Origin of the sequence: Pseudomonas migulae, from assembly GCF_043225285.1 — a bacterium.
GTDB classification, from domain to species: Bacteria; Pseudomonadota; Gammaproteobacteria; order Pseudomonadales; family Pseudomonadaceae; genus Aquipseudomonas; species Aquipseudomonas migulae_C.
Genome location: NZ_CP171224.1, coordinates 1023478 through 1044632, shown reverse-complemented (window position 1 = coordinate 1044632; position 21155 = coordinate 1023478). Strand labels below are relative to the sequence as shown.

Annotated in this window: 21 protein-coding genes; 18 read left to right on the top strand and 3 right to left on the bottom strand. The window is 61.9% G+C overall.

The genetic code is table 11. From position 1 onward, the window contains the following. The first annotated feature begins 361 nt into the window (after positions 1–361). A complete protein-coding gene (locus ACF6ZU_RS04825; protein ID WP_392890762.1) occupies positions 362–523 on the top strand; it encodes a hypothetical protein in 162 nt (53 codons plus the stop codon). Between the two features lie 293 nt (positions 524–816). On the opposite strand, the gene ACF6ZU_RS04820 is transcribed toward ACF6ZU_RS04825, so the two are convergent. Then, positions 817–1335: a DUF2062 domain-containing protein gene (locus ACF6ZU_RS04820; RefSeq protein ID WP_392890761.1), complete on the bottom strand. Its 519-nt coding sequence runs from the start codon at positions 1333–1335 to the stop codon at positions 817–819. A 136-nt stretch (positions 1336–1471) separates the two neighbouring features. Between ACF6ZU_RS04820 and ACF6ZU_RS04815 the strand changes: the two genes are divergently transcribed. From ACF6ZU_RS04815 to ACF6ZU_RS04760, 12 genes are all read left to right on the top strand, one after another. Next, on the top strand, positions 1472–3694 hold the full coding sequence (locus ACF6ZU_RS04815; RefSeq protein WP_392890760.1) for a DNA internalization-related competence protein ComEC/Rec2: 2223 nt from the start codon (positions 1472–1474) through the stop codon (positions 3692–3694). Positions 3695–3792: 98 nt separating this feature from the next. Further along, a complete protein-coding gene (locus ACF6ZU_RS04810; RefSeq protein WP_392890759.1) occupies positions 3793–4431 on the top strand; it encodes a MotA/TolQ/ExbB proton channel family protein in 639 nt (212 codons plus the stop codon). Beyond that, positions 4428–4859, top strand: coding sequence for an ExbD/TolR family protein (locus ACF6ZU_RS04805; RefSeq protein WP_392890758.1), 432 nt, complete (start codon positions 4428–4430; stop codon positions 4857–4859). Before ACF6ZU_RS04810 ends, ACF6ZU_RS04805 begins: the two co-directional genes overlap by 4 nt. Then, entirely contained in the window at positions 4859–5869 is a 1011-nt protein-coding gene (gene lpxK / locus ACF6ZU_RS04800; protein WP_392890757.1) for a tetraacyldisaccharide 4'-kinase, read from the top strand. Before ACF6ZU_RS04805 ends, lpxK begins: the two co-directional genes overlap by 1 nt. Positions 5870–5893: 24 nt before the next feature. After that, entirely contained in the window at positions 5894–6079 is a 186-nt protein-coding gene (locus ACF6ZU_RS04795; protein ID WP_392890756.1) for a Trm112 family protein, read from the top strand. After that, positions 6076–6840 carry a 3-deoxy-manno-octulosonate cytidylyltransferase gene (gene kdsB / locus ACF6ZU_RS04790; RefSeq protein WP_392890755.1) on the top strand — a complete coding sequence of 255 codons (765 nt, stop codon included), beginning with the start codon at positions 6076–6078 and terminating at the stop codon, positions 6838–6840. The genes ACF6ZU_RS04795 and kdsB overlap by 4 nt, the downstream gene beginning before the upstream one ends. Beyond that, the gene (locus ACF6ZU_RS04785; protein ID WP_392890754.1) at positions 6840–7310 is read left to right on the top strand and encodes a low molecular weight protein-tyrosine-phosphatase; all 471 of its coding nucleotides are present in this window, start codon (positions 6840–6842) and stop codon (positions 7308–7310) included. The genes kdsB and ACF6ZU_RS04785 overlap by 1 nt, the downstream gene beginning before the upstream one ends. Then, the gene (murB, locus tag ACF6ZU_RS04780; protein ID WP_392890753.1) at positions 7307–8326 is read left to right on the top strand and encodes a UDP-N-acetylmuramate dehydrogenase; all 1020 of its coding nucleotides are present in this window, start codon (positions 7307–7309) and stop codon (positions 8324–8326) included. The genes ACF6ZU_RS04785 and murB overlap by 4 nt, the downstream gene beginning before the upstream one ends. Positions 8327–8569: 243 nt before the next feature. Next, positions 8570–9040, top strand: a complete 471-nt coding sequence (locus tag ACF6ZU_RS04775) for a (2Fe-2S)-binding protein (protein ID WP_392890752.1) — start codon at positions 8570–8572, stop codon at positions 9038–9040. Continuing rightward, on the top strand, positions 9037–11367 hold the full coding sequence (locus ACF6ZU_RS04770) for a molybdopterin cofactor-binding domain-containing protein (protein WP_392890751.1): 2331 nt from the start codon (positions 9037–9039) through the stop codon (positions 11365–11367). Before ACF6ZU_RS04775 ends, ACF6ZU_RS04770 begins: the two co-directional genes overlap by 4 nt. Then, positions 11367–12350, top strand: coding sequence for an XdhC family protein (locus tag ACF6ZU_RS04765; protein ID WP_392890750.1), 984 nt, complete (start codon positions 11367–11369; stop codon positions 12348–12350). Before ACF6ZU_RS04770 ends, ACF6ZU_RS04765 begins: the two co-directional genes overlap by 1 nt. Then, entirely contained in the window at positions 12347–12943 is a 597-nt protein-coding gene (locus ACF6ZU_RS04760; RefSeq protein ID WP_392890749.1) for a nucleotidyltransferase family protein, read from the top strand. Before ACF6ZU_RS04765 ends, ACF6ZU_RS04760 begins: the two co-directional genes overlap by 4 nt. A 153-nt stretch (positions 12944–13096) precedes the next feature. On the opposite strand, the gene rne is transcribed toward ACF6ZU_RS04760, so the two are convergent. After that, positions 13097–16318 (bottom strand): ribonuclease E, encoded by a 3222-nt coding sequence (gene rne / locus ACF6ZU_RS04755; RefSeq protein ID WP_392890748.1) that lies wholly within the window; start codon positions 16316–16318, stop codon positions 13097–13099. Between the two features lie 701 nt (positions 16319–17019). Between rne and rluC the strand changes: the two genes are divergently transcribed. From rluC to sppA, 3 genes are read left to right on the top strand one after another with little or no spacing between them, the layout of a single operon-like run. Next, positions 17020–17982: a 23S rRNA pseudouridine(955/2504/2580) synthase RluC gene (gene rluC / locus ACF6ZU_RS04750; protein WP_392890747.1), complete on the top strand. Its 963-nt coding sequence runs from the start codon at positions 17020–17022 to the stop codon at positions 17980–17982. Then, positions 17969–18631, top strand: coding sequence for an HAD-IA family hydrolase (locus ACF6ZU_RS04745; RefSeq protein ID WP_392890746.1), 663 nt, complete (start codon positions 17969–17971; stop codon positions 18629–18631). Before rluC ends, ACF6ZU_RS04745 begins: the two co-directional genes overlap by 14 nt. Positions 18632–18655: 24 nt before the next feature. After that, a complete protein-coding gene (sppA, locus tag ACF6ZU_RS04740) occupies positions 18656–19648 on the top strand; it encodes a signal peptide peptidase SppA (RefSeq protein WP_392890745.1) in 993 nt (330 codons plus the stop codon). Positions 19649–19745: 97 nt separating this feature from the next. On the opposite strand, the gene ACF6ZU_RS04735 is transcribed toward sppA, so the two are convergent. Continuing rightward, positions 19746–20324 (bottom strand): Maf family protein, encoded by a 579-nt coding sequence (locus ACF6ZU_RS04735; protein ID WP_392890744.1) that lies wholly within the window; start codon positions 20322–20324, stop codon positions 19746–19748. Between the two features lie 105 nt (positions 20325–20429). On the opposite strand from ACF6ZU_RS04735, the gene ACF6ZU_RS04730 reads away from it, so the two are divergent. After that, positions 20430–20957, top strand: a complete 528-nt coding sequence (locus ACF6ZU_RS04730) for a YceD family protein (RefSeq protein WP_014339505.1) — start codon at positions 20430–20432, stop codon at positions 20955–20957. A 13-nt stretch (positions 20958–20970) separates the two neighbouring features. After that, positions 20971–21153 (top strand): 50S ribosomal protein L32, encoded by a 183-nt coding sequence (rpmF, locus tag ACF6ZU_RS04725; RefSeq protein WP_003179396.1) that lies wholly within the window; start codon positions 20971–20973, stop codon positions 21151–21153. The last annotated feature ends 2 nt before the right edge of the window (positions 21154–21155 follow it).

Here is a 21155-nt window from a genome sequence, read left to right as displayed (position 1 = left end):
CTGCTCCGTGGGCCCGCCGCGATCGGCCATCCATGGCCGTGCGCGGCTAACCCGGCATCCATGCCGGGTTGCCCACTACGCAGAACCTCCACTCGGCCTCTCGAGGGGGCGACCACCGCCACAGCCGCCGAGGCGGCCTAGTAGCCGACCTGGCTCTTTGTTCGACCGCGTTGTTCTTCTCGGCTGCGGCACCCATTCCGGATATACACACCATCCCCTGTAGGAGCCGGCTTGCTGGCGATAGCGGTGGGTCATCCGACATATTTATTGGCTGAACGGACGCCATCGTCGGAACGCCGCCCGCAGCAAGCCGGCTCCTACAAGGGGATTGGGTTCACACGGTCAAAATGATTGGGTTCACATGGTCAAAACTGTAGGAGCCAGCTTGCTGGCGATGGACGTCAACGATGACCCGGGTTGTCTGGATGAACGCGGTGTCTGTGCGTTTTTCGCCAGCAAGCTGGCTCCTACAGGGGATCGGCGTACGCTTTTGATCTTCACCACTGATCAGGCCGAGCGTTAGCTCGCCTTGGCTTTTGATCTTGCGGTGCACGCCCCCTCGAGAGGCCGAGTGGAGGTTCTGCGCAGTGGGCACCGTGGCAAGGATGCCGCGGTAGCCGCCCCCGGCTATGGATGGCCGATGGCGGCGGGCCCACGGAGCAGGACCGGAGCGAGGGCATGGCGAGCCTTAGCGAGCCACCGAACGAAAGGGGCAAAAGCGCTTGGTTACTTGCCGCTTTTGCAAGTAACTCGCCGTAAGGGCGAAACCAATAGCCGCCGTTACCGCAGAAACGGATCTGCACCCTAACCCCGCACTCACCGCATCCGCTTCTTCTTCCGCCGCGCCCACTGCCGACTCACCCACCACCGCCAGTACATCATCACCAGGCAATACGCGAGCGCCCCCAGCACCAACCCCACCACCACAGACCCCAGCAAAAACGGCTGCCACAAGGTCGAGAGCTCGCCGCTGATCCATTCCCAGGTCAACTCGTCCGGCAGATGACGGGCCGGCACATCCATCAGCCACGCCCCGGTCTGGTAGGTACAAAAGAACACCGCAGGCATGGTGATCGGGTTGGTCAGCCAGACCAGGCTGACCGCAATCGGCATATTGCCGCGCACGGCAATGGCCAGGACCGCCGCCACCAGCATCTGCAAGGGAATCGGCAGGAACGCCGCGAACAAACCCACCGCCATGGCCCGCGCGACCGAGTGACGGTTAAGGTGCCAGAGGTTCGGGTCATGCAGCAGAGAGCCGAGAAAGCGTAAGGATTTGTGTTCCCTGATGCTGATCGGGTCTGGCATGTAACGTTTGAATAAGCGCCGGGGCATAGGGCTTCTCGGTCGGTTAAGGCGGCAAGTATGTCTGGATTCTATGAGTCGCCCATTCAGACTTTGTGACAATTAATAACGATGCACGTGCCGTGGGCCGGCTATGCCTAGGGAGGGGACTCTCAAGGACGGGCTTATGCGCACAGGGATGATGGCGCTGGCGTTGGGTCTGCTGGCCCTGCGTTTTTTACCGGCATTACCGCCGGTCTGGTTGTGGCTGCTGTTGCCGGCAACAGGTTTGATGCTGCTGCCATTCAGGACTTATCCATTGGCGTTCTTCCTGTTCGGTTTCAGCTGGGCGGGCGCGAATGCGCAGTGGGCGCTGGATGAGCGTCTGTCACCAGATCTGGATGGCGAAACCCGCTGGGTCGAAGGTCGCGTGACCGGATTGCCTCAGAACAATGACGGGGTAGTGCGCTTCGAACTGGCGGATGCACGCTCGCGTCAGGCAAAAGTGCCCTCATTGATGCGCCTGGCCTGGTACGACGGACCACCGGTCAACAGTGGCGAACGCTGGCGTCTGGCGGTGAAACTGAAGCGACCTGCCGGGCTGCTCAATCCGCATGCCTTCGATTACGACGCCTGGCTGCTGGCGCAAGGCATCGGCGCAACCGGCACCGTCAAGGATGGCAATCGGCTGGAAGAAGCCAGATGGGCCTGGCGTGACGGCATCCGCCAACGCTTGCAAGCCGTGGACGCCCAAGGGCGAACCGCTGCGTTGACCGCGCTGGTACTGGGCGATGGCGCCGGGCTCAGTCGCGAGGACTGGCAGGTGTTGCAAGACACCGGCACCGTGCACCTGATGGTGATCTCCGGGCAGCATGTCGGTTTGCTGGCGGGTGTGGTGTATCTGCTGATCGCCGGGCTGGCTCGCTACGGCATGTGGCCGAACCGCTTGTCGTGGCTGCCCTGGGCGTGCGGACTGGCGTTCGCCGCGGCCCTCGGTTACGCACTGCTGGCGGGATTCGAAGTGCCGGTGCGACGAGCCTGCGTGATGATCGGCCTGGTGCTGTTATGGCGCCTGCGATTTCGCCATCTCGGTGCCTGGTGGCCCTTGCTGCTGGCGCTGGACGCGGTGTTGTTGCTGGACCCGCTGGCAAGTCTGCAGCCAGGTTTCTGGTTGTCCTTCGCCGCCGTGGCGGTGTTGATCTTCACCTTCGGCGGTCGCCTCGGCCCCTGGCGATGGTGGCAAACCTGGACCCGCGCTCAGTGGCTGATCGCGATCGGTCTGGGCCCTTTGTTGTTGGTGCTGGGATTGCCAATCAGTGTCAGCGGGCCTGTCGCCAATCTGTTCGCCGTGCCGTGGATAAGCCTGCTGGTGCTGCCACCGGCCCTGCTGGGAACGTTGTTGCTGCCGCTGCCTTATGTGGGCGAAGGTCTGCTGTGGCTGGCGGGAGGGCTGATCGACTGGCTGTTCAAGGGGCTGGGATTGATGGCCGGTCAATTACCCGCGTGGGTGCCGGTGGCGATTCCAGTGTGGATCTGGGCGCTGGGCACGCTCGGTGCGATTCTGCTGTTGATGCCACGCGGCGTACCGTTGCGCCCACTGGGATGGCCGTTGATGTTGCTGCTGATTTTTCCACCCCGATCTCTGTTACCGGAGGGCATCGCCGAAGTCTGGCAGCTGGATGTCGGCCAAGGGCTGGCAATACTGGTACGCACCCGTCATCACACACTGCTATATGACACCGGCCCGCGCTTCGGCGACTTCGATCTCGGTGAACGAGTGGTGCTGCCAACGTTGCGCAAACTGGGCGTGGACGAACTCGACCTGATGCTGATCAGCCATGCCGACGCCGATCACGCCGGCGGTGCGCGGGCCGTCGCCAACGGGCTGCCGGTGACGCGGGTCCTCAGCGGTGATCCCTTGGCGCTGCCCGCCAAATTGCACGCCGCCGCTTGCGAAAGTGGCGAGCAATGGACCTGGGATGACGTCCGGTTTCAGCTCTGGCAATGGCCCTCCGCCTCGGACAGCAATCAGAAATCCTGCGTTCTGCAAATCGAAGCCAATGGCGAGCGCTTGCTACTGACCGGCGATATCGACACAACCACCGAGCGCGTGCTGCTCGACAGTCCGTTGGCCGTGCCCACCGACTGGCTGCAGGCGCCACATCACGGCAGTCGCAGTTCGTCGTCGATGGCACTGCTGGTCGCGCTGCAACCCAAAGCGGTGCTGATCTCGCGCGGCAACGGCAATTCCTTCGGCCATCCGCATCCCACGGTCATGGCCCGCTATCAAAAACGCGGGATGGCGATTTACGACAGCGCCGGGCAGGGCGCCATTCGTCTGCATCTCGGGCGCTTCAAACCGCCCTGGACGATGCGTCAGGAGCGGCGTTTCTGGCGTACCGCGCCATAACCGCACGCTATTAAAGCCCGACCGGATGCGACATCACGGTCTTCGGTGCGCCCACCCCCTATGTTAGAGTGGCGCACTTTTTCGAGGGGACTGTCACTGTGTGGGAATTGGTCAAATCCGGCGGCTGGATGATGCTGCCGATCATTCTGAGTTCCATCGCGGCCATGGCGATTGTCGCCGAGCGCCTGTGGACCCTGCGTGCCAGCCGTGTGACCCCGGAGCACTTGCTCGGGCAAGTCTGGGTATGGATCAAGGACAAGCAACTCAATAAAGACAAACTCAAGGAATTGCGCGCCAACTCACCGTTGGGCGAAATCCTGGCCGCGGGCCTGGCCAACTCCAAACATGGTCGCGAGATCATGAAAGAGTGCATCGAAGAAGCTGCCGCGCGGGTGATTCACGAGCTCGAACGCTACATCAATGCGCTGGGCACCATCGCCGCCATGGCGCCACTGCTGGGCTTGCTGGGCACGGTGCTGGGCATGATCGATATTTTCAGCGCGTTCATGGGCACCGGCATGACCACCAACGCCTCCGTGCTGGCCGGTGGTATTTCCAAGGCCCTGATCACCACGGCTGCGGGCCTGATGGTCGGTATCCCGTCGGTGTTCTTCCACCGTTTCCTGCAACGCCGGATCGATGAGCTGGTGGTGGGCATGGAACAGGAAGCGATCAAGCTGGTCGAGGTGGTGCAGGGTGACCGTGACGTGGACCTGTCCGAGGGCAAAAAAGCGTGAAATTCCGCCGCAAGCAACGGGAGAATGTGGACATCAACCTCGCGTCGCTGATCGACGTGGTGTTTATCCTGCTGCTGTTTTTCGTCGTGACCACCACCTTCACCCGTGAAACCCAGCTGCGCGTCGAACTGCCGCAAGCGGTCAGCGGTTCGCCTGCCGAAGATCAGCAGGTCAAGCACCTGGACGTCGCCATCAGTGCCGAAGGCGTGTTCTCGGTGAATAATCAGATCCTGCAGAAGAACGACCTCGCGACCTTGATGGATGCGCTACAGAAAGAGTCCAGTGGCGACACCAACCTGCCGTTGTCCATCAGCGCTGACGGCAAGGCCCAGCATCAGTCGGTCATCACCGCCATGGACGCCGCCGGCAAACTCGGCTTCAGCCACCTGCGCATGACCACCGTCGAGGCGGCGCCGCCCGCGCCCTGATGGCCATGTCCGATCGCTTGCTCGCCGCGTGGTATCAAGGTCATCCGGCCCTGAAACTGTTGCAGCCACTGGAGTGGCTGTATCGGCGCGTGGTCACGAACAAGAGAAAGCGTTTTCTGGCGGGCGAGGGCGAGATCTATCAGCCACCGGTGCCGCTGATCGTCGTTGGCAACATCACCGTAGGTGGCACCGGCAAGACGCCCCTGATTCTGTGGATGATCCAGCATTGCCAGCGCAGCGGTTTGCGGGTCGGCGTGGTCAGCCGCGGTTATGGCGCCAAGCCGCCGCAACTGCCGTGGCGCGTCGAGGCCGAGCACAGCGCCGAGGTGGCGGGGGACGAACCGCTGCTGATCGTCCAGCGCACCGGTGTGCCGCTGATGATCGATCCGGACCGCAGCCGAGCGGTCAAAGCGCTGCTGGCGAGCGAACCGCTGGACCTCATTCTGTCCGATGACGGCATGCAGCATTACCGTCTGGCGCGAGACCTTGAGCTGGTATTGATCGACGCCGCCCGTGGCCTGGGCAACAAGCGTTGCCTGCCCGCCGGACCGTTGCGCGAACCGGCCGAGCGCCTGCACAGCGTCGACGCCGTGTTGTACAACGGTGCCGCCTCCGATCGCGCGGACGGTTTCGCCTTCCAGCTACAACCGACCGAGCTGGTCAACCTGCACAGCGGCGAGCGACGTCCCCTCGATCACTTTCCCGCAGGCCAGGCGCTGCACGCGGTGGCCGGGATCGGCAATCCGCAGCGTTTCTTCACGACCCTCGAAACGCTACACTGGCAGCCTGTCCCTCATGCCTTTGCCGACCACGCCGAGTACAGCGTGCAGGCCTTGAATTTCACCCCGTCATTGCCATTGGTGATGACCGAAAAGGACGCGGTGAAGTGCCGTGCCTTCGCCGCCGCCGATTGGTGGTACCTGGCGGTCGATGCTGCGCCATCGCCGGCCTTCGTGGCCTGGTTCGATACGCAGCTGATGCGCCTGTTGCCGGCTCGTCTTTTGCCTTAAACCGTTTTTATCCAGGGAATGCTCATGGACACCAAATTGCTCGACATCCTCGCTTGCCCGGTCTGCAAAGGCCCGCTCAAGCTCAGCGCCGACAAAACCGAGCTGATCAGCAAGGGCGCCGGCCTGGCGTACCCGATTCGCGACGGCATCCCGGTGATGCTCGAAACCGAAGCCCGCACCCTGACCTCTGACGAGCGCCTGGATAAATGACCACAGCCTTTACCGTTGTCATTCCCTCGCGTTACGCCTCCACCCGTTTGCCGGGCAAACCGCTGCTGCTGATCGCCGGCAAGCCGATGATCCAGCACGTCTGGGAACAGGCGAGCAAAAGCAGCGCTGAGCGCGTGGTGGTTGCCACCGACGATGCGCGCATTGTCGAGGCGTGCAAGGGCTTTGGCGCCGAAGTGGTGCTGACTCGCGAAGACCACAATTCCGGCACTGACCGTTTGGCTGAAGTCGCCGCAAAACTGGGCCTGGCGCCTGACGCGATCGTGGTCAACGTGCAAGGTGACGAGCCATTGATCCCGCCGAGCGTGATCGATCAGGTCGCCGCCAACCTCGCCGCCCACACCGAAGCGCGCATGGCCACCCTGGCCGAGCCGATCGAAGACGTCGAAACCCTGTTCAATCCCAACGTGGTCAAGGTCGTCAGCGACCTCAATGGCCTGGCGCTGACGTTCAGTCGCGCGACCTTGCCATGGGCCCGGGACGCGTTCGCAAAAAATCGTGATGTGCTGCCGGAAGGCGTGCCGTACCGCCGCCATATCGGCATCTATGCCTACCGCGCCGGTTTCCTGCATGACTTCGTCAGCTGGGGCCCGTGCTGGCTGGAAAACACCGAATCCCTGGAGCAACTGCGTGCCCTGTGGCACGGCGTGCGGATTCACGTCGCCGATGCGCTGATCGCTCCACCCACCGGTGTCGACACCGTTGAAGATCTAGAGCGCGTTCGTCGCCTGCTGGAGGCCTGATGCGGGTTCTGTTCGTATGCCTGGGCAACATCTGCCGTTCACCCACGGCCGAAGGCGTGTTGCGACACAAACTGCGGGAAGCGGGGCTGGCCGATCAGGTCGAAGTGGCCTCCGCCGGTACCGGTGACTGGCACGTCGGCAGGGCGCCGGACCAGCGCAGCCAGGCCGCGGCCAGGCTGCGCGGTTACGACCTGTCGATGCAGCGCGCCCAGCAGGTGACCCGCGCCGATTTTTCCACCTACGACCTGATCCTGGCGATGGACAACAGCAACCTGAGTGACCTCATGGCGCTGCAACCGACCAAGGGCAAGGTCAAGGCCGAACTGGACCTGTTCCTGCGTCGCTACCAGTCGGACGTCGATGAAGTGCCGGATCCGTACAACGACGGTGAACAGGGTTTCGAGCACGTACTGGACCTGATCGAGCGCGCCAGCGATTTGCTGCTGATCGAACTGAAGGGCCGGTTATGAGCTTGCAGGTTCATTCCGGGGTTTCGCTAAAGCCTTACAACAGCTTTGGCGTAGATGTTCAGGCCCGTTTGTTTGCCGAGGCCCACAGCGATGCCGACGTGCGCGAGGCCCTGGCCTATGCGGCGGCGCATGACGTGCCGCTGCTGGTAATCGGCGGTGGCAGCAACCTGCTGCTGACCGCCGATATCCAGTCGCTGGTATTGCGCATGGCCACCCGCGGGATTCGGATTCTGAGCGACGACGGCAGCAAGGTTGTCATCGAAGCTGAGGCCGGCGAGCCCTGGCATCCGTTCGTGCAACACACGCTGGCGCAGGGTTTGTCGGGGCTGGAAAACCTCAGCCTGATCCCCGGCACCGTCGGCGCGGCACCGATGCAGAACATCGGCGCCTATGGCGTGGAAATCAAGGACGTGTTTGCCGGCCTCACCGCCCTGGATCGCCAGACCGGTGAACTTCGCGATTTCACGTTGGCCGAGTGCAACTTCGCCTACCGCGACAGCCTGTTCAAGCAGGAGCCGGGACGCTGGTTGATCCTGCGGGTGCGGTTCACGCTGGACCGTGCCGCGCACCTGCATCTGGAATACGGCCCGGTGCGTCAACGCCTGACCGAGCAGGGCATCGATCAGCCGACCGCCACCGACGTCAGCTTGGCGATCTGCAGCATCCGCAACGAAAAACTCCCGGATCCGGCCGTCCTCGGCAATGCCGGCAGCTTCTTCAAGAACCCGTTGGTGTCGGCCGCGCTGGTCGTACAACTCAAGGGTGAATACCCGGATGTGGTGGCCTACGCGCAACCGGACGGGCAGATGAAACTGGCCGCCGGCTGGCTGATCGAGCGGGCAGGCTGGAAAGGCTTCCGCGAGGCCGACGCCGGCGTGCACAAGTTGCAGGCGCTGGTGCTGGTCAACTACGGGGCGGCGACGGGCCTGCAATTGCTCGACCTGGCGCAACGCATCCAGAAAGACATTGCAGAGCGTTTCCATGTGGATCTGGAAATGGAGCCCAATCGGTATTGAGCTAAGCTTTCAAGACTGATTTCAAAGCCCTGTGCAACTTCCATTGTGCAGGGCTTTTTTGTTAATGCTGGGTTAACTTAGCCACCTGACGATCAAGCGTTTGTTCCACCAAAGGCCCGATGCAGACGCTTTCGTCCGCATAAGAGAGCCTCATTAGCCTGAGCCGATCTGCGTGATGCCAACCGCCATCCCCCGGCGGCAGATTGCTCGACCCCATAACCATACAAATATGCGGGCGTGCCCATGATTACCCTGAAGCTCAATGGTCAAGACCATCAACTCGACGTCACCGAGGACATGCCGCTGCTCTGGGCAATCCGCGACGTGGCGGGCTACAACGGCACCAAATTCGGCTGCGGCATGGGCCTGTGTGGCGCGTGCACCATTCATATCGAAGGCTCCCCGGCGCGCAGTTGCATCACGCCGATCGGTTCGGTGATCGGCCAGAACGTCACCACCATCGACAATCTGCACGCCGATCCGGTCGGGCAAATCGTCCAGCAGGCCTGGCTCGATACCGCCGTGGCCCAGTGCGGTTTCTGTCAGGGCGGGCAGATCATGTCGGCGACGGCGCTGCTCAAGACCAATCCCAACCCGAGCGACGAACAGATCGAAGAGGCGATGGTCGGCAATATCTGCCGTTGCGGCACTTACAACCGCATCAAGACCGCCATCCGCCAGGCATCCACTCACCTGAAGGAAGCCAAGGCATGAGCCAGTTACCGAATGATTTCGCCCTGAGCAACCTCAGTAACCTCAGCCGTCGGGGTTTCCTCAAGGGCGTCGGCGCCACCAGTGCGCTGGTGATCGCGGCGAGTTGGGGGTGGCAGGATGCGTTCGCTGCCGAGAAAGAGAAGAAATTCGGCGCCGACGGCATGCCTCACGGCTGGATCGATGATCCGAAGGTGTACGTCAGCATCGCCGCTGATGGCACGGTGACGGTGATCTGCAACCGTTCGGAGATGGGCCAGGGCGTACGTACCAGCCTGACGATGGTGGTGGCCGACGAACTGGACGCCGACTGGGCGCTGGTGAAAGTGCAACAGGCGCCGGGAGACGAAGTGCGTTTCGGCAACCAGGACACCGACGGCTCGCGCAGCATGCGTCACTGGTTCGAACCGATGCGCCGTTGCGGCGCTGCCGCGCGGACCATGTTGGAGCAGGCCGCCGCCGATCAATGGAAAGTCCCGCTCGGCGAATGCCGTGCGCAGTTGCACAAAGTCATCCATAAACCCACCGGCCGCGAACTGGGCTACGGTGCCCTCGCCGCGGCTGCGGGTGCATTGGCGGTGCCGGCCCGCGACAGCGTGCGGCTCAAGGAACCTGCGGAATTCCGTTACATCGGCAAGGAAGGCACCAAGGCCATCGACGGCGCGGACATCGTCAACGGCCGCGCGATCTACGGCGCCGACGTGCATTTCGACGGCATGCTCTACGCCACCATCGCCCGTCCGGCGGTGTACGGCGGCAAGGTTAAATCCCTGGATGACAGCGCCGCGCTGAAAGTGCCGGGCGTGATCAAGGTCATCCAGATCGAAGGTCGTCCGCTGCCTTCGGAATTCCAGCCGCTGGGCGGCGTGGCCGTGGTGGCCAGCAATACCTGGGCGGCCATCAAGGGCCGCGATGCACTGAAAATCGAGTGGGACGATGGCCCCAACGCCAGCTATGACTCGATCGCCTATCGCAAGGAACTGGAAGCCGCGTCGCTCAAGCCCGGCAAAGTGGTGCGCAATACCGGCAACATCGACCAGGCCATGGGCAGCGCCAACAGCACCCTCGAAGCGTCCTACTATTTGCCGCACCTGGCGCAGGCGCCGATGGAACCGATGGTCGCCATCGCGCGCTTCAAGGACGGCGTGTGCGAAGCCTGGGGGCCTAGCCAGGCGCCGCAAGTCACCCGTGAACGGCTCGGCGAACGCCTGGGCATTCCGTTCGATAACGTGACCTTTCATGTCACCTTGCTCGGTGGCGGTTTCGGCCGTAAGTCCAAGCCGGATTTCATCATCGAAGCGGCGATCCTCGCCAAGGAATTCCCCGGCAAAGCCGTGCGGGTGCAATGGACCCGCGAAGACGACATCCATTGTTCCTATTTCCACACCGTATCCGCCGAATACCTCAAGGCCAGCCTGAACAAGGACGGCTTGCCCTCCGGCTGGCTGCACCGGACCGTGGCGCCGAGCATCACCGCGCTGTTCGCGCCGGGCATGAACCACGAAGCGGCCTTCGAGCTGGGCATGGGTTTCACCAACATGGCGTATGCGATTCCCAACGTGCGCCTGGAAAACCCGGAAGCGGCGATCCACACGCGGGTCGGCTGGTATCGCTCGGTGTCGAACATCCCTCACGGCTTTGCGATCCAGAGCTTTGTCGACGAGCTGGCGCACAAGGCCGGTGAAGACCCGCTCAAGTACCAGATCAAGTTGCTCGGCCCGGATCGTCAGATTGATCCGCGCACCTTGAGCGAAGAGTGGAACTACGGCGAGTCGCCCGAGCGTTATCCGATCGACATCGGGCGGATGCGCACCGTACTGGAAACTGCCGCCAAAGCCGCCGGTTGGGGACGAGAATTGCCGAAGGGCCGCGGATTGGGACTGGCGGTGCATTACAGCTTCGTCACGTACGTGGCGGCGGTGATCGAAGTCGAGGTCAAGGATGATGGCACGTTGATCGTGCACAAGGCTGACATTGCCGTGGATTGCGGCCCGCAGATCAACCCGGAGCGGATCCGCTCGCAATTCGAAGGCGCCTGCGTGATGGGCCTGGGCAACGCGGTGCTGGGGGAAATCAGCTTCAAGGACGGCAAGGTCCAGCAGGACAACTTCCACATGTATGAAGTGGCGCGCATGTCCCTGGCGCCGAAGGAAGTCGCCGTGCACCTGGTTACGCCACCGGGCGTCGTGCCGTTGGGTGGCGTCGGAGAACCTGGCGTGCCGCCGATTGCGCCGGCGCTGTGCAATGCGATCTTCGCCGCCACCGGCAAACGCATCCGCAACCTGCCGGTCCGCTATCAATTGCAGGGTTGGCAGAAGGCTGAGGCCTGATGGACAGCGTCGATCTGAACGTCTTGCGCAGCGTGCTGGAATGGCGCCGCGCCGGTCAGCGGGTGGTGTTGTACAGCGTGGTCCAGACCTGGGGCACCGCGCCCCGGGCGCCTGGCGCCATGCTGGCCTTGCGCGAAGACGGGGTGGTGATCGGCTCGGTGTCCGGCGGTTGTGTCGAGGATGACCTGATTGCCCGGCTGCACGATGGCCGTATCCCGGCTGACGGGCCGCCGGTGCAACTGATCACCTACGGCGTGACCCGCGAGGAGGCCGCACGCTTCGGTTTGCCGTGCGGCGGCACTTTGCGGCTGACCGAGGAGCGTATCGGCGATCCGGCCTGGGTCGCCGAGTTGCTGGCGCGGTGCGAGGCCCATGAAATCTCGGCGCGGGTGCTGGATGTCGCAAGCGGTGAAGTGACGTTGCAACCCGCGACCAAAAGCGATGTGCTGAGTTTTGACGGCAACGCCTTGCGGGCGATTTACGGTCCGCGCTGGCGATTGCTGTTGATTGGTGCGGGGCAACTGTCCCGGTATGTCGCCGAGATGGCGCGATTGCTGGATTTCGAAGTGCTGATCTGCGATCCGCGCACCGAGTTTGTCTACGGCTGGGAAGAACAGCATGGCCGCTTTGTCTCCGGCATGCCGGACGAAGCCGTGCTGAACATTCAAACCGACGAACGCACGGCCATCGTCGCACTGACCCACGATCCGCGCCTGGACGACATGGCGCTGCTCACGGCCCTCGACTCCCGGGCGTTCTACGTCGGTGCATTGGGCTCGCGGGTCAATAGCCTGAAACGCCGGGAAAACCTCGCTCAGCTAGGCTTGTCACAGGAAGCCATCGAGCGCTTGCATGGTCCGATCGGTCTGCACATCGGCAGCCATTCCCCGGCTGAAATCGCTTTGTCACTGATGGCTGAAATCGTGGCGACCAAGAACGGCGTCGAGCTGAAACAGAAGAAGCCGTTGCAGGAGAGCGTATGAACGAGGCCATTGGCGTCATTGTGCTGGCGGCGGGGCAGGGCAGCCGGTTTCGGCAGGTGGCGGGTGAGGATAAGGACAAGTTGCTCGCGGACTGTACCGGACGCGATGGCGCCGTTCGTTCGGTGATCGAGCAGGTGCTGGTGAGTCTGCCGGCCACGCTGGCGAAACGGGTGCTGGTGACGACGGAGGATCGCCCGCAGGTGGTTCGTATGGCTCAGGCGTATGGGTTCGAGTGCGTGCTGATCGAATCGACCGGCATGGGCGACAGCATTGCGGCCGGGGTGGCGGCGTGTCCGCAGCTCGCGGGTTGGCTGATTGTGTTGGGGGATATGCCGTTCATTCTGCCGTCGACGGTTGAGCAGGTGCTGGCAGGTATGTCCGGGGACGGGATCAGTGTTCCGGTGCTGAATGGCGAGTATGGGCATCCGGTGGGTTTCGGGAGCGCGTTTGGACCGGGACTGATGGCGTTGTCGGGTGACCGCGGGGCCAAGCCGTTGTTTGCGTCGGCGAAGGTGGTCGAGGTGGCGGTGGAGGATGCCGGGGTGTTGTGGGATGTGGATGTGCCTGAGTCACTGATCTTCAAACCTGCATAAATCCCATGTAGGAGCGAGCCTGCTCGCGATGGCGGTGGATCAGCCTGCGCCATCGCGAGCAGACTCGCTCCCACAGGGGGGGGCGATATATTCGGAGACATAAAAAAGCCCCGCCTGGAATCACCAGGCGGGGCTTTTTAATAGCCGTTGGAATCAGACGAGCGGTTTAGGCTCGTGTTCTTTTTCCAGGGCTTGTTCGTGTTGCTCTACCGCTTCCTGAACGGAGCGCGGGGCTTCGTGGATCACGGACTCAGCCGGTTCGGCAACCACTTCGGCAGCCGGGGCAGGAGCAGCCTCGACGACTTCAGCAACAACCGGAGCCACTTCAGCAGCCGGAGCAGCAGCGGCAGCCAGTTCGGCTTCCTTCTGCAGGCGCTCTTCTTCACGCTTGCGACGACGCACTTCACGCGGGTCGTTCGGCGCGCGGCCACTTGGCGTCAGGGCACTGGCCGGGGCAGCTTCAACCACTGGAGCAGCCAATTCGGCAACAACAGGGGCTTCAACGACCGGAGCAGGCTCAGGTTCGGCAGCCACAACCACAGGCTCAGCCGCGACTTCAGCAACTGGCGCTGGAGCTTCGACGGCAGCCGGCTCGGCAACCCAGTTGAAGGTTGTCTGCTCTTCGCGAACTTCACGAACGGTTTCGGTCACGGTTTCAGCGACGGTTTCAACAACCGGCTCTGCAACCACGGCAGGGGTTTCAGCAACGACGGCAGGCTCGGCGGCAGCTTCGACTTCAGGCTGTGCTTCGCGAACCGGAGCCACTTCGACTTCCGGAGCCGCAGTGGCTTCTACCGGCGTGGTCGCTTCAACAACCGGCGCTTCAACTGGAGCGGTTTCCAGTGTGGCGGCGGTGGCGCGTTCGGCTTGCTCGTTGGCTTGTGCTTCGGCCGGAGCGCTGATCACGGTGCTGGCAACGGCTGCGGTAACAGCGAGACCGGCAGCCAGATCGGCAGCACTTGGTGCTTCACGGCCTTCGGCGCCTTCGTTACCTTCGGCGGACTCGGATTCTTCCGAACCTTCGATCACGTTGCCGTTGGCATCGCGTTGACGCTCGCGACGGTTGCTGCGACGACGCTGGCCACGGGAGCGGCGGCGTGGACGATCGCCTTCGGCGCCTTCCTGACCGTCTTCCTGCAGTTGTTCTTCGTTGCCGGTCAGCTCTTCTTCGGCAACCGCGGCAGCGGCTTGCTCGGCACGTGGTTGACGTTCTTCACGCGGTGGGCGCGGTGCACGTTCTTCACGTGGCTGACGAGCTGGACGCTCTTCAGCAGTAGCGGCAGCGGCGGCGGCAGCCGGAGCAGCGGCGTCGAGTGGTTCACGCAGTTCACGAACCCGCTCTTCACGCTCGCCACGTGGCTTGCGATCTTCACGAGGTGCGCGCGGTGCACGTTCTTCGCGAGGGGCGCGTGGTGCGCGTTCTTCACGTGGTGCACGCTCTTCGCGAGCAACGGCCGGGGTTTCTTCGCGGGCTTCACGTGGCTCACGTGGTGCGCGTTCTTCACGCGGTGCACGTTCTTCGCGAGGCTTGCGTTCTTCATCGCGGCGACCGTTACGGTTGCGGCTCTGCTGACGACCGTTGCGACGCTCTTCGTTGCGGGCCGGACGCTCGGTGGTCGCTGGTTTTTCAACCACAACCGGAGCAGCAGGCTCTTCTTTGGTAGCGAACAGGCTGACCAGCGACTTCACCAGGCCTTTGAACAGGCTTGGCTCTGGCGCGGCGGCCGGCGCAGCAACCGGTGCGGCGACGACTTCGGTCGGGACCGGAGCGTTGGCGCGAGCCGGAGCCGTCTTGACCGCGGCTTCCTGGCGAACCAGGGTGCGGGTCGCAGCGGCTGGCTGGACTTCTTCGACTTCGGCAGCGGCAGCAGCGATTTCGTAGCTGGACTGGTTGATGCTGGCTTCCGGGCTGTCATCGCGCAGACGCTGAACTTCGAAGTGCGGCGTTTCGAGGTGATCGTTCGGCAGAATGACGATGCGGGCACGGGTGCGCAGTTCGATCTTGGTGATCGAGTTGCGTTTTTCGTTGAGCAGGAAGGCTGCAACCGGAATCGGCACTTGAGCGCGGACTTCGGCGGTGCGGTCTTTCAGGGCTTCTTCTTCGATCAGGCGCAGGATCGCCAGGGACAGCGATTCAACGTCACGGATGATACCGGTGCCGTTGCAACGCGGGCAGACGATGCCGCTGCTTTCGCCCAGGGACGGACGCAAGCGCTGACGGGACATTTCCAGCAGGCCGAAGCGCGAGATGCGACCGACTTGCACGCGAGCGCGGTCGGCTTCCAGGCATTCGCGGACTTTCTCTTCCACGGCGCGCTGGTTCTTGGCAGGGGTCATGTCGATGAAGTCGATGACGATCAGGCCGCCGATGTCGCGCAGGCGCAACTGACGGGCGATTTCTTCGGCGGCTTCAAGGTTGGTCTGCAGGGCGGTTTCTTCGATGTCGCTGCCTTTGGTGGCGCGCGCCGAGTTGATGTCGATGGACACCAGGGCTTCGGTCGGATCGATGACAATGGAGCCGCCGGAAGGCAGTTCGACAACGCGCTGGAAAGCGGTTTCGATCTGGCTTTCGATCTGGAAACGGTTGAACAGCGGAACGCTGTCTTCGTACAGCTTGATCTTGCTGGCGTACTGCGGCATCACCTGGCGGATGAAGGTCAGGGCTTCGTCCTGGGCTTCAACGCTGTCGATCAGCACTTCGCCGATGTCCTGGCGCAGGTAATCGCGGATGGCGCGGATGATCACGTTGCTTTCCTGGTAGATCAGGAAAGGCGCGGAGCGATCCAGCGACGCTTCTTTGATGGCGGTCCAGAGTTGCAGCAGGTAGTCGAGGTCCCACTGCATTTCTTCGCTGCTGCGGCCCAGGCCGGCAGTGCGAACGATCAGGCCCATGTCAGCCGGTGCAACCAGGCCGTTCAGGGCTTCACGCAGTTCGTTGCGCTCTTCACCTTCGATGCGACGGGAGATACCGCCGGCACGCGGGTTGTTCGGCATCAGCACCAGGTAACGACCGGCCAGGCTGATGAAGGTGGTCAGGGCTGCGCCCTTGTTGCCACGTTCTTCTTTTTCGACCTGAACGATGACTTCCTGGCCTTCGCTCAGGACGTCCTTGATGTTGACGCGGCCTTCAGGGGCTTTCTTGAAGTATTCGCGGGAGATTTCTTTGAGGGGCAGGAAGCCGTGGCGCTCGGAGCCGAAATCGACAAAGGCAGCCTCAAGGCTTGGTTCGATGCGAGTAATCCGGCCTTTATAGATGTTGGCCTTCTTCTGCTCGCGTGCACCGGATTCGATGTCCAGGTCGTAGAGGCGTTGGCCATCTACCAGTGCAACACGCAACTCTTCGGGTTGAGTTGCGTTAATCAGCATTCTTTTCATGTAGTACCGTCGGTTTCCGGGCTGCCGGAAACGGCGTTCGGCACACACGACTTCTCACGGTCGGTGTCAGGTGCGTCGGGAGTGGTTGGCCATTCCCGTGTCCAGCGATGTCCGGCCAATGTGGGCCTTTGTCGCGACGTACGCGTCCTGCTTGCTGTGGCTACTTAAGCACTCAGTCAGGAGGAGGAATCAACCGGCGGCTGTGGACGAGATGAAGCGTCTTGATAAAGCCTATTGCTACACAGTCCAGCGGTTGTGCATCTCCACCCTACACGTATCCCTGATAATTCGGGTGCTGCCGCGCGCAGAATCCGCAGCGGGTTGGCATTTACCGTGAGCTCCGAAAGGGGAGGTCACGCATCATGGCTAATTTAGGCGTTGTTTCCGAAGCCTTCGCTCGGGGTCATTCGCAGCTGACTGCACTTTGTGAACTGGCCGTGAATATGAGCTCGCGTGGCGAGTGAAAACTCTGCTTTGCGGCGTGATTCAGGCCTCATGTCACCTGCGCTCGTTACAGCTGCAAACTCCACCGTTACGTAGCGAAAGCTCCGTAGGACGGCCTCGCGTCCTGGTGAATTGCATTGGTCAGGGCCGGTTTTTGACCGTTGGTCCGCTGTCCAGGCCGCTTTTGGCGGCGTTCGCGACTATAGCAGTAATGATTAAGTGCTTCAATTCCATAAAAAATTGATATCATCCGCGCCATGACGACTACTGCCCCCTCGACCCCAGGCGTACAACTGCTTGAGGTCTCGCCGGAATATGCCGGCCAACGTATTGATAACTTCCTTCTCGCCCGGCTCAAAGGCGTGCCCAAGACCTTGATTTACCGCATTTTGCGCAAGGGCGAAGTGCGGGTGAACAAAGGTCGGATCAAGCCCGAATACAAGCTGCAGGCGGGCGATATCGTGCGCGTGCCGCCCGTTCGCGTGCCTGAGCGCGACGAGCCGGTGCCGCTGGCCCAAGGCCTGCTGCAACGGCTTGAAGCCTCGATTGTCTTCGAAGACAAGGCGCTGCTTGTGATCAACAAGCCTTGCGGCATTGCGGTTCACGGCGGCAGCGGCCTGACTTACGGCGTAATCGAAGCCTTTCGTCAGCTGCGCCCGGACTGCAAGGAACTCGAGCTGGTTCATCGCCTGGACCGTGACACCTCGGGCCTGCTGATGATCGCCAAGAAACGCAGCATGCTGCGTCACTTGCACACGGCCTTGCGCGGTGACGGCGTGGACAAGCGCTACATGGCGCTGGTTCGCGGCAACTGGGCGACGTCGATCAAGCAGGTCCGTGCGTCGCTGGGCAAGAGCAATCTGCGCTCCGGCGAACGCATGGTCGAGGTTGACGAGGAGGAGGGCAAGGAGTCTGTGACCGTGTTCAAGGTCCTGCGTCGATTCGGTGACTTTGCCACCCTGATCGAAGCCAAGCCGATCACCGGACGGACTCACCAGATTCGCGTCCATACCTTGCACGCCGGGCATTGCATTGCCGGTGACACCAAATACGGTGATGAAGGCTTCAGCAAGGAAATCCGCGACCTGGGCGGCAAGCGCCTGTTCTTGCATGCCTACATGCTGACCGTTCCGCTGCCGGATGGCGGCGAGCTGAAGTTGCAGGCGCCTGTCGACGAGATGTGGGCCAAGACTGTGGAGCGCCTGAGTGCACCCTTCTGATTACAAGCTGCTGATTTTCGATTGGGACGGCACTCTCGCTGACTCCATTGGTCGGATCGTCGAGGCGATGCACGTAGCGTCGGAGCGTTCCGGCTTTCAGCTGCGCGATGATTTTGCGGTCAAAGGCATTATCGGCCTGGGCCTGCCGGAAGCCATTCGTACGTTGTATCCGGAAATCGGTGACGACGAGCTGGTGGCTTTTCGTGAGCATTACGCCGATCACTACATCGCCGCAGAAGCGGTGCCTTCGCCGTTGTTTGAAGGCGTTGTCGAGTCGATGGAGGCATTTCGCGCCGAGGGTTATCAATTGGCGGTCGCCACTGGCAAGGCCCGACGCGGACTGGATCGGGTGTTGAAGGCACATGGCTGGGAAGATTATTTCGACATCACCCGTGCCGCCGACGAAACCGCCAGCAAGCCCCATCCGCTGATGCTCGAGCAGATCCTGGCGCATTGCGATGTGCGTCCGGAGCAGGCGTTGATGGTCGGCGACTCGTCCTTCGATCTGCAAATGGCGCGCAATGCCGGCATGGATTCGGTGGCGGTCAGCTACGGCGCGCAAGCGATCGAGGCGTTGCAGGTGTTCGAACCGGTGTTGTCCGTCCATCGTTTTTCAGAATTGCACGCCTGGCTGAGTCAGCGGGCTTAATAGATTTTTGCTGGGGTAGATGTCATGACCGACGAATGGAAAGCGCCGCCCGCCAAGGCGAGTGCAGAGAGCGGTGACGAGAAGAGCTGGAAGCTGCTGGAAAAGACCCTGCTGGCCAGTGTGCAGGAGCAACGTCGCTCGCGGCGCTGGGGGATCTTCTTCAAGCTGCTGACGTTTGTGTATCTGTTTGGTGCGCTGGCCCTGTTCACGCCGCTGATGGACATGGAAAAAGCCGCGACCCGCAGCGCCAACTACACCGCGCTGATCGACGTCACCGGCATGATCGCCGACAAGGAGCCTGCCAGCGCTGACAACATCGTCGGCAGCCTGCGTGCCGCCTTCGAGGATGACAAGGTCAAGGGCGTGATCCTGCGCATCAACAGTCCGGGTGGCAGTCCGGTGCAGTCGGGTTATGTCTATGACGAAATCCGTCGCTTGCGTGGCCTGCACCCGGACACCAAGGTTTACGCGGTGATCTCTGACCTGGGGGCTTCCGGTGCCTATTACATTGCCAGTGCGGCGGATCAGATCTATGCCGACAAGGCGAGCCTGGTGGGTTCCATTGGTGTGACGGCGGCGGGTTATGGCTTTGTCGGCACCATGGAGAAGCTCGGTGTCGAGCGCCGGACCTATACGTCGGGCGAGCACAAATCGTTTCTTGATCCGTTCCAGCCGCAAAAGCCTGAAGAGACGCAGTTCTGGCAGGGCGTGCTCGACACGACGCACCAGCAGTTCATCAACAGCGTCAAGCAGGGCCGTGGCGATCGCCTCAAGGACAAGGAGCATCCGGAGCTGTTCTCCGGGCTGGTCTGGTCCGGCGAGCAGGCGCTGCCGCTGGGGTTGATCGATGGTCTGGGCAATGCCAGTTCCGTGGCGCGTGATGTGATTGGCGAGAAAGAATTGGTGGACTTCACCGTTCAGGAGTCGCCGTTCGATCGCTTCTCCAAGAAGCTGGGCGCCAGCGTGGCTGAGCAATTGGCGATGTGGATGGGTTTTCACGGCCCGTCGCTGCGCTGATCTTCCCGTTGCATAAAAAAACCGGCCCAAGTGGCCGGTTTTTTTTGTTGAGCGCTCACATCCTGTAGGGGCCGGCTTGCCGGCGATGGCGCAGCCGTCAGGGGATTTGCACACCTTCGGCCAGCAACATATCGATCAGGCGAATCAGCGGCAGGCCGATCAGGCTGGTGGCGTCAGGACCTTCGGTGCTTTGAAACAGGCTCACCCCCAAACCTTCGGCCTTGAAGCTGCCTGCGCAGTCGTAGGGCTGCTCGGCGCGCAGGTAGCGTTCGATGCGTTCAGCATCGAGCGTGCGCATGTGCACGGTGAAAGGTACGCAGTCGACCTGGCAGTGGCCGGTCTGGCTGTTGAGCAGGGCTACGCCGGTCAGGAAGGTCACACTGGCGCCACTTGAAGCCAGCAATTGTTCGCGGGCCTTTTCGAAGGTGTGGGGTTTGCCGATAATGCGGTCGCCGAGCACTGCCACCTGGTCGGAACCGATAATCAGATGAGCGGGATGGCTGTCGGCGAGAGCCTGGGCTTTTTCTTTGGCAAGGCGCTTGACCAGTTCGATGGCGGGTTCGTTCGGGCGATGGCTTTCATCGATATCCGGCGAGCTGCAGGTGAATGGCAGCTGCAGGCGGGCCAGCAATTCCCGGCGATACACCGAGCTTGAAGCGAGTAATAAAGGCAGCATGCGTATCTCCAGAAGGCAGGCGCGAATTCTAGCGAGGCTTCCAGGTGACGGACAGGGCTGAATTTCCTTTGACATGGCCGGGTGCATCCCTATAATGCTGCGCCTATGTTGAATGACCCGATTCCACCTCACGTTGACCCGCGCAAATTGGCTGACCGTGGCACCACCCTTCAAGGTGAACTGCTGCTGGCCGATTTGAAGAGACTCTGCGACCCGCTTTCCGACAATGTCGGTACGGTGCAGGCTAAATTCGTTTTTGAACGAGATGAACGTAAGTCTGTGGTAATCCACAGCTTTATCGACACCGAAGTCAAAATGGTTTGCCAGCGTTGTCTTGAGCTGGTCACCCTGCCGATCCATAGCGAATGCAGTTATGCTGTGGTGAAGGAGGGTGCGAATACCCAGTCGTTGCCGAAAGGTTATGACGTGCTGGAACTGGGCGAAGATCCATTGGATCTGCAGTCACTGATCGAGGAGGAGCTTCTGCTCGCCTTGCCCATTGTGCCTGCTCATCATCCGGAAGAATGCCAGCAGCCGGCGGGAGCAGATGAGCCCGAACCGAGCGAGGACGAGGTAACGCGGTCCAACCCGTTCAGTGTATTGGCGCAGTTAAAGCGTGACCCAAACGTTTAGGAGTTAATCAATTATGGCTGTTCAGCAGAACAAAAAATCCCGCTCTGCCCGTGACATGCGTCGTTCGCACGACGCTCTCGAGGCTAGCACCCTGTCTGTAGAAAAAACCACCGGTGAAGTTCACCTGCGTCACCACGTATCGCCAGAAGGCGTATACCGTGGCCGTAAAGTGATCGACAAGGGCGCTGACGAGTAATC

Coding starts and splice junctions, on each gene's coding strand:
- ACF6ZU_RS04825 (WP_392890762.1), top strand. CDS start 362: ATGGTCAAAACTGTAGGAGCCAGCTTGCTGGCGATGGACGTCAACGAT.
- ACF6ZU_RS04820 (WP_392890761.1), bottom strand. CDS start 1,335: ATGCCCCGGCGCTTATTCAAACGTTACATGCCAGACCCGATCAGCATC.
- ACF6ZU_RS04815 (WP_392890760.1), top strand. CDS start 1,472: ATGCGCACAGGGATGATGGCGCTGGCGTTGGGTCTGCTGGCCCTGCGT.
- lpxK (WP_392890757.1), top strand. CDS start 4,859: ATGGCCATGTCCGATCGCTTGCTCGCCGCGTGGTATCAAGGTCATCCG.
- ACF6ZU_RS04795 (WP_392890756.1), top strand. CDS start 5,894: ATGGACACCAAATTGCTCGACATCCTCGCTTGCCCGGTCTGCAAAGGC.
- kdsB (WP_392890755.1), top strand. CDS start 6,076: ATGACCACAGCCTTTACCGTTGTCATTCCCTCGCGTTACGCCTCCACC.
- ACF6ZU_RS04785 (WP_392890754.1), top strand. CDS start 6,840: ATGCGGGTTCTGTTCGTATGCCTGGGCAACATCTGCCGTTCACCCACG.
- murB (WP_392890753.1), top strand. CDS start 7,307: ATGAGCTTGCAGGTTCATTCCGGGGTTTCGCTAAAGCCTTACAACAGC.
- ACF6ZU_RS04775 (WP_392890752.1), top strand. CDS start 8,570: ATGATTACCCTGAAGCTCAATGGTCAAGACCATCAACTCGACGTCACC.
- ACF6ZU_RS04770 (WP_392890751.1), top strand. CDS start 9,037: ATGAGCCAGTTACCGAATGATTTCGCCCTGAGCAACCTCAGTAACCTC.
- ACF6ZU_RS04765 (WP_392890750.1), top strand. CDS start 11,367: ATGGACAGCGTCGATCTGAACGTCTTGCGCAGCGTGCTGGAATGGCGC.
- ACF6ZU_RS04760 (WP_392890749.1), top strand. CDS start 12,347: ATGAACGAGGCCATTGGCGTCATTGTGCTGGCGGCGGGGCAGGGCAGC.
- rne (WP_392890748.1), bottom strand. CDS start 16,318: ATGAAAAGAATGCTGATTAACGCAACTCAACCCGAAGAGTTGCGTGTT.
- rluC (WP_392890747.1), top strand. CDS start 17,020: ATGACGACTACTGCCCCCTCGACCCCAGGCGTACAACTGCTTGAGGTC.
- sppA (WP_392890745.1), top strand. CDS start 18,656: ATGACCGACGAATGGAAAGCGCCGCCCGCCAAGGCGAGTGCAGAGAGC.
- ACF6ZU_RS04735 (WP_392890744.1), bottom strand. CDS start 20,324: ATGCTGCCTTTATTACTCGCTTCAAGCTCGGTGTATCGCCGGGAATTG.
- ACF6ZU_RS04730 (WP_014339505.1), top strand. CDS start 20,430: ATGTTGAATGACCCGATTCCACCTCACGTTGACCCGCGCAAATTGGCT.
- rpmF (WP_003179396.1), top strand. CDS start 20,971: ATGGCTGTTCAGCAGAACAAAAAATCCCGCTCTGCCCGTGACATGCGT.